This is a genomic window from Paenibacillus sp. CMM36 (assembly GCF_053570945.1).
The window spans coordinates 1-870 of record NZ_JBSEDY010000068.1; the positions used below are offsets into that span (position 1 = coordinate 1).

General features: G+C 48.7%; 2 rRNA genes. Both read left to right on the forward strand.

Annotated features, from left to right (window positions below):
* Positions 1-410, forward strand: a 16S ribosomal RNA gene (locus ACWA2B_RS27890); the annotation flags it as partial.
* A gap of 347 nt (positions 411-757) precedes the next feature.
* Positions 758-870 (forward strand): 23S ribosomal RNA (locus tag ACWA2B_RS27895); the annotation flags it as partial.

Here is an 870-nt window from a genome sequence, read left to right on the forward strand (position 1 = left end):
CAAGCTGGGCACTCTAAGCAGACTGCCGGTGACAAACCGGAGGAAGGTGGGGATGACGTCAAATCATCATGCCCCTTATGACCTGGGCTACACACGTACTACAATGGCCGGTACAACGGGAAGCGAAATCGCGAGGTGGAGCCAATCCTAGAAAAGCCGGTCTCAGTTCGGATTGTAGGCTGCAACTCGCCTACATGAAGTCGGAATTGCTAGTAATCGCGGATCAGCATGCCGCGGTGAATACGTTCCCGGGTCTTGTACACACCGCCCGTCACACCACGAGAGTTTACAACACCCGAAGTCGGTGGGGTAACCCGCAAGGGAGCCAGCCGCCGAAGGTGGGGTAGATGATTGGGGTGAAGTCGTAACAAGGTAGCCGTATCGGAAGGTGCGGCTGGATCACCTCCTTTCTATGGAGAATCGTTTCCTGCAATGGAAACATTCAAATATGAAGCATTAGCTTCAAAAACTACTCACTCGTTGCTCAGTTTTGAGAGCTCAAACTCTCAAGCTTCGACGAATACTTCATTCACACATTCGTGTGGAACCGAAATATTCATCGGGTTTCGCTTCGATGAAGCGAATTGCACCTTGAAAACTGGATACCGAAACGAAATTGCGTTTTAGAATATTCCTTTAAGCTGATCTTGTGTAAACAAGTGAAATAAAGGTAGCAGGTAAGGAAAAATCTTTTGCCTTTGGCAAAAATCATTCTTTATTGAACATCGACATTTTCTTTCTGTGAAAGAAAAGTCTAGGTTAAGCTACAAAGAGCACACGGAGGATGCCTAGGCGCCAGGAGCCGACGAAGGACGTGGCGAACAACGATAAGGCCTCGGGGAGCTGTAAGCAAGCTTTGATCCGGGGATG